The sequence below is a fragment of the Mesorhizobium sp. M7A.F.Ca.CA.004.06.1.1 genome, assembly GCF_003999135.1.
GTDB lineage: Bacteria > Pseudomonadota > Alphaproteobacteria > Rhizobiales > Rhizobiaceae > Mesorhizobium.
Map to the genome: position 1 here is coordinate 1 of NZ_RZPQ01000441.1, position 4,923 is coordinate 4,923.

5 protein-coding genes are annotated in these 4,923 nt (G+C 64.1%); all 5 read right to left on the minus strand.

Going from position 1 to position 4,923, the window contains the following annotated elements; translation table 11 throughout:
* On the minus strand, positions 1-1,065 hold a 1,065-nt coding region (locus EN906_RS22845), incomplete at its 3' end, for a thiamine pyrophosphate-binding protein (RefSeq protein WP_245484314.1).
* A gap of 95 nt (positions 1,066-1,160) precedes the next feature.
* A complete protein-coding gene (locus EN906_RS22850; protein WP_236383032.1) occupies positions 1,161-2,591 on the minus strand; it encodes an FAD-binding oxidoreductase in 1,431 nt (476 codons plus the stop codon).
* Between the two features lie 32 nt (positions 2,592-2,623).
* Positions 2,624-3,388 carry an amino acid ABC transporter ATP-binding protein gene (locus EN906_RS22855; RefSeq protein ID WP_127267664.1) on the minus strand — a complete coding sequence of 255 codons (765 nt, stop codon included), beginning with the start codon at positions 3,386-3,388 and terminating at the stop codon, positions 2,624-2,626.
* Positions 3,389-3,399: 11 nt separating this feature from the next.
* Positions 3,400-4,479: an amino acid ABC transporter permease gene (locus tag EN906_RS22860; protein WP_127267663.1), complete on the minus strand. Its 1,080-nt coding sequence runs from the start codon at positions 4,477-4,479 to the stop codon at positions 3,400-3,402.
* A gap of 3 nt (positions 4,480-4,482) precedes the next feature.
* A partial coding sequence (locus tag EN906_RS22865) for an ABC transporter permease subunit (RefSeq protein ID WP_127375391.1) occupies positions 4,483-4,923 on the minus strand: 441 nt, incomplete at its 5' end.

The window sequence follows — 4,923 nt, forward strand, 5'->3', positions numbered from 1 at the left end:
GACTGGCGCGCCGAATGGCCCTTCATAGGCTTTGCGGGCCGCGGCGCGCCAGTCCGCCCAGCCGCCTTTGACGGGCGTCAACGCCCGGGCAAAAGCGTTCGGCCCGGCATGGATACCGATAGCCGGCACATAGGTCTTGCCGATCTCGCGATCGGAGCCATGGACATGGATCAGTTTCTGGCGCGGCACCGGCACGGACAGCAGCGTATAGCCGTCCGTGGTCATCTCGCCAAAACGCACATTGACGGCCAGGATCACGTCGGCGTCGCGGAGCAGGGCTTTGACATGCGCCACCATGCCGACGCCGGCCTCGCCGACAAAGACCGGCGAATGGTTGTCGAACTGGTCCTGATAGCGAAAGGCCGCCACGACAGGGATGTCGGAAACCTCTGCGAAAGCCTGTAGCGCCGCGCGTCCGTCCACGGTCCAGTTGGCGCCGCCCATGAGCAGGACCGGCCTCTCGGCCTTGGCCAGCAGCCTGAAGGCCGAAGCGATCGCTTCCGGCGCCGGCGCCGGCTCGAAAATGGCCGCCGGTGCGCTGAGCGGAGCCGCTTCGGTCATGGTGGTCAGCATGTCCTCGGGCAGCGCGACCACGACGGGACCAGGTCGTCCGGTCAATGCGGTCGTCCATGCCCGCGCCACAATCTCGGGCAGGCGCGCGACATCGTCGATCTCGACCGCCCATTTGGCGACCGTGCCGAACACCGACCGGTAGTCGATTTCCTGAAACGCTTCGCGGCCCTTCATGTCGGTGCCGACCTGGCCGACGAACAGGATCATCGGCGAACTGTCCTGCATGGCCGTGTGAACGCCGATGCTGGCGTTGGTGGCGCCTGGGCCGCGCGTCACGAAACAGATGCCTGGCGAGCCGGTCAACTTGCCGTAGGCCGAGGCCATGAACGCCGCGCCGCCTTCATTGCGGCAAAGCGTGTAGTCCAGCTTTCCCTGCGTGTCGTGCAGCGCGTCCAGGACGGCCAGATAACTTTCTCCGGGCACGCCGAAGCTCCTGGTCGCGCCAAGCCCGATCAGGCACTCGACGAGAAGGCGGCCGCCATTGCGGATCATGCTTCGACATCCTCACTTTGGCGGCAGGTCGATCGAGCCTGCCTTCGGTTCATAGGTGCACGCAGGCGGTTCGGGGCGAAATCAAGAAATGCCGTCTATTCGAAAGTTTTTCTTTGCCGGGCAGCGCGCACCAGCACGCCCGGATTCATCGTGTCCCGTGGATCGAATGCATCCTTGAGCCGCGCCATGAGTTCGCGTTCCAATGGACTGCGGTTTCGGTCGGCCATGGCGACCTTTGCGCGGCCAAGTCCATGCTCGGCCGCGAAACTGCCGCCCATTTGCGTGGCGAGCGACGATAGCGCCTCGGCGAACCGCTCGGCCTTGCCGTCAAAATCGGCGCGGCCTTCCGGCGGCGACAGATTGTAGTGGATGTTGCCGTCGCCGAGATGCCCGAACGGGTTTATCCGCACGCCGGGAAGAATGTCGTCGCAGATCTCTGCGCCGGCCTCGACGAAACGGGCGATAGCGCCCGGAGGCACCGAGATGTCGTGCTTCAGCTGCTCTCCTTCCAGCCTCTGTCCTTCCGGCTGCTCCTCTCGCAGCCGCCAGAATTGTGCGCGATGCGCGCCCGTCGCCGCCAATGCTCCGTCCAGCACCAGGCCTTGCTCCATGCCCCACTCCAGCGCCGAAGCCAGTATCTCGTCGAGCGGAACGCGGGGGGCGCCCGATGCCAGTTCGACCAGCACATAGACCTCGCCGCGTGCCTCCAACTGGTAGGCGAGGTCGGGCAGGTGTTTGAGGGCCAGTCCCAGCCCGATGTCGGAGAAGAACTCGAGCCCGGTCAGGAATTCCCCCACCTCGCCCCGCAGAAAGGTGCCAAACGAAATCGCCGCGGCGAAATCGGACATGACGACAAGCGCGCTCGCCTGCCGCCGCGGCATCGGGTAGAGCCGCAGGATCGCGCGCGTCACGATGCCAAGCGTTCCTTCCGCGCCGCAATAGAGCTTGCGCAACTGGTAGCCGGCATTGTCTTTCTGCACCGCGCGCAGCCCGTTCCATATCGCCCCATCAGGGGTCACGACCTCCAGGCCAAGCACGAGGTCTTGCATCATGCCATACCGGAATGCCTGGCTGCCGCCGGCATTGGTGCCGACCAGGCCGCCGATCCTGGCGCTGCCTTCCGCGCCGAGATGCATCGGAAACATCAGGCCGTGCGGTTCCAGCGCCTCGTGCAGCGCGGCAAGCACGGCTCCCCCCTCGACGAGGATCGAGCCGCTGTCCAAGTCCGGTTTGCCGATCGCCGTCATGCGCGAAAGCGAAACGATCACCGCATCCGGCCGATCGGCGACGGCGCCGCCGCAAAGCCCGGTGTTGCCGCCTTGCGGCACGACCGCCAGACCGGCCGCGTGGCATGTCTTTACGACACTGGCCACTTCGGAGGTGTCCGCAGGCCTGGCCACGCCCAGAGCCGCGACGCCGTAGCGATCGAGCCAATCGCGCTGATAGGGCCTGGCATCGCTGCCCGAAAGCCATCCTTTCGGTCCGAGCATATCGCGCAAGGCGGTGACGGGATCAGTCACGGACATGGCTGCGGCCTGACGCGGGATCGTTGCATCGATCAGTGACCAAGCACCTGCGACAGGAACTGCCGCGTGCGCTCGTTGCGGGAGGAGGTGAAGAATTCATCGGGAGGCGCCTGTTCGACGATCTCGCCTCCATCCATGAAAATTACCCGGTCGGCAACCCGGCGCGCAAAACCCATCTCATGCGTGACGCAGATCATTGTCATGCCTTCGGAGGCGAGCGTGACTATGACGTCGAGCACTTCCGCGATCATTTCCGGGTCGAGCGCAGAGGTCGGCTCATCGAACAGCATGATCTCGGGCTGCATGCAAAGGGCACGCGCTATCGCGACCCGCTGTTGCTGGCCACCGGACAACTGACCGGGATACTTCATCGCCTGTTCGGGAATGCGTACCTTCTCCAGATAGCGCCGGGCGGTCGCCTCGGCATCCGCGCGCGGCACCTTGCGTACGATCATGGGCGCGAGCATGCAGTTCTCCAGCACCGTCATGTGTGGAAACAGGTTGAAGTGCTGGAACACCATGCCGACTTCCCGCCTGATCCCGTCGATGTTGCCGACATCGTCGTTGAGCTCGGTGCCGAGCACGGTGATCCGGCCGCCATTGTGCTGCTCCAGACGGTTGATGCAGCGGATCATGGTGGACTTGCCGGAGCCGGACGGGCCGCAGACGACGATCCTCTCGCCGCGATCCACGGACAAGCTCACCTTTCGCAGCGCCTGGAATGTCCCGTAATATTTGTCGAGATTTTCGATCAGCACCGCGGGGCCGCTGGATCGGGGCGAGTTTCCTGAAATCACGTAAACGCCCCCTATCGTTCGCCGACCGACATACGGCGCTCGAGAAAAGCGCCATAGCGGGACAGGCTGAACACGAAGATGAAGTAGATGAAGGCGATGAAGGCATAGACCTCGACATAGGCGAAGCGCCACTCGCCGGTGCCGTAGGCGGCATTGCCGGAGGCCAGGATCTCGAAGAAGCCGACGATGATCACCAGCGAAGTTTCCTTGAACGAGATCACGAACTGGTTGATCGTCGCCGGCAGCGCATTGCGCATGGCCTGCGGTAGAAGAATGCGGCCGACGCGCTGCCAATAGCGCATGCCAAGCGCCATGGCTGCCTCTTCTTGCCCACTGGGAACGCCCTGCATCCCACCCCTGACGATCTCCGCCTGGTAGGCGGAAAAAAACAGGGCCGAGCCCAGGATCACCCGGTACAGCTTGTCGCCCACCAGCCATTGCGGCAGTGCGAACGGCAGCACGATGGCGAAGGTGAACAGGATCGAGATCAGAGGCAATGAACGCACCCCGTCGATGATGAGGCCAGTGGTGCGGGAAATCCATGGCAGGCCGGAGCGGCGCAGCAGCGCCAGGCAGATCGCCAGCGGGAAGCCGATCAGGCAGGTGGTCACGAAGATGAACAGGGTCAGCGCCAGTCCGCCCCAGGCCTCCTCGCCGACATAGGGCAGACCAAGCACGCCGCCCTTCATCAGCACGTAGAAAAGCGCCGTTCCGGCTCCCCATACGAGTGCGATGCGGCGACCCGTCCAGAAGGCTGGAACGCAACTTAGCACCGTCATGACCACGACGATCAGGCAAGCCAGGGCCGACCGCCACTGCTCGTCATAGGGATAGAGGCCGAACAGGATGATGCGCCATCGCGCGGCAATGACCGACCAGCAGGCTCCCGCCGCCGCTTGGCAGGCTTCGGGTCCGCCGCTCGTCGTGAAGACGGCCGAGAAAACCGCCCAATTCAGGAGCTTCCAGGCCAGGAAGACCATGACCGCCAGGGAAGCCAGCGACAGCAATGCCTGCAGGGGCGTCGCAAAGAAGCGCCGCCTCAGATCCTCGATCTTGCCAATGGCAGGAGGGGCGACAACGACCATTTCCATCCCTCACCCCCTCAACTGGTTGCCCTTGAGGGCGATTGCTTTGTTGATGCGGTTGAAGATGGCGGCGAGGCTGAGGTTGATGACGAGGAAGCCAGCCATCAGGATGCCGATCGCTTCGATTGTCTGGCCGGAATGGTTGATCGTCAGCGCCACGATCATGAAGAAATCGGTGAAGCCCACCGCGATGCCCATTGTGGTCGCCTTCATCAGCCAGACATACTGGTTGGCGAGGATTGGCAGCATGGCGCGTAGTGCCAGCGGCAGCCGCACCAGCATGAAGACCCGCCACGGGCCGAGGCCCAGGGAAAGAGCCGCCTCGACCTGGCCCTTGCCGACAGCCTTGAACCCGCCGCGCACGATCTCGGCGATGTAGGAGCCGCCATAGATGGCGATCGCGATGGCCAGTGTCGCAAACTCCGGCGGAATGCGCAGGCCGCCTCGCAG

Bases quoted from the DNA above. Each gene is read 5' to 3' on its own strand.
- EN906_RS22850 (WP_236383032.1), bottom strand. From the start codon at position 2,591: ATGTCCGTGACTGATCCCGTCACCGCCTTGCGCGATATGCTCGGACCG.
- EN906_RS22860 (WP_127267663.1), bottom strand. From the start codon at position 4,479: ATGGAAATGGTCGTTGTCGCCCCTCCTGCCATTGGCAAGATCGAGGAT.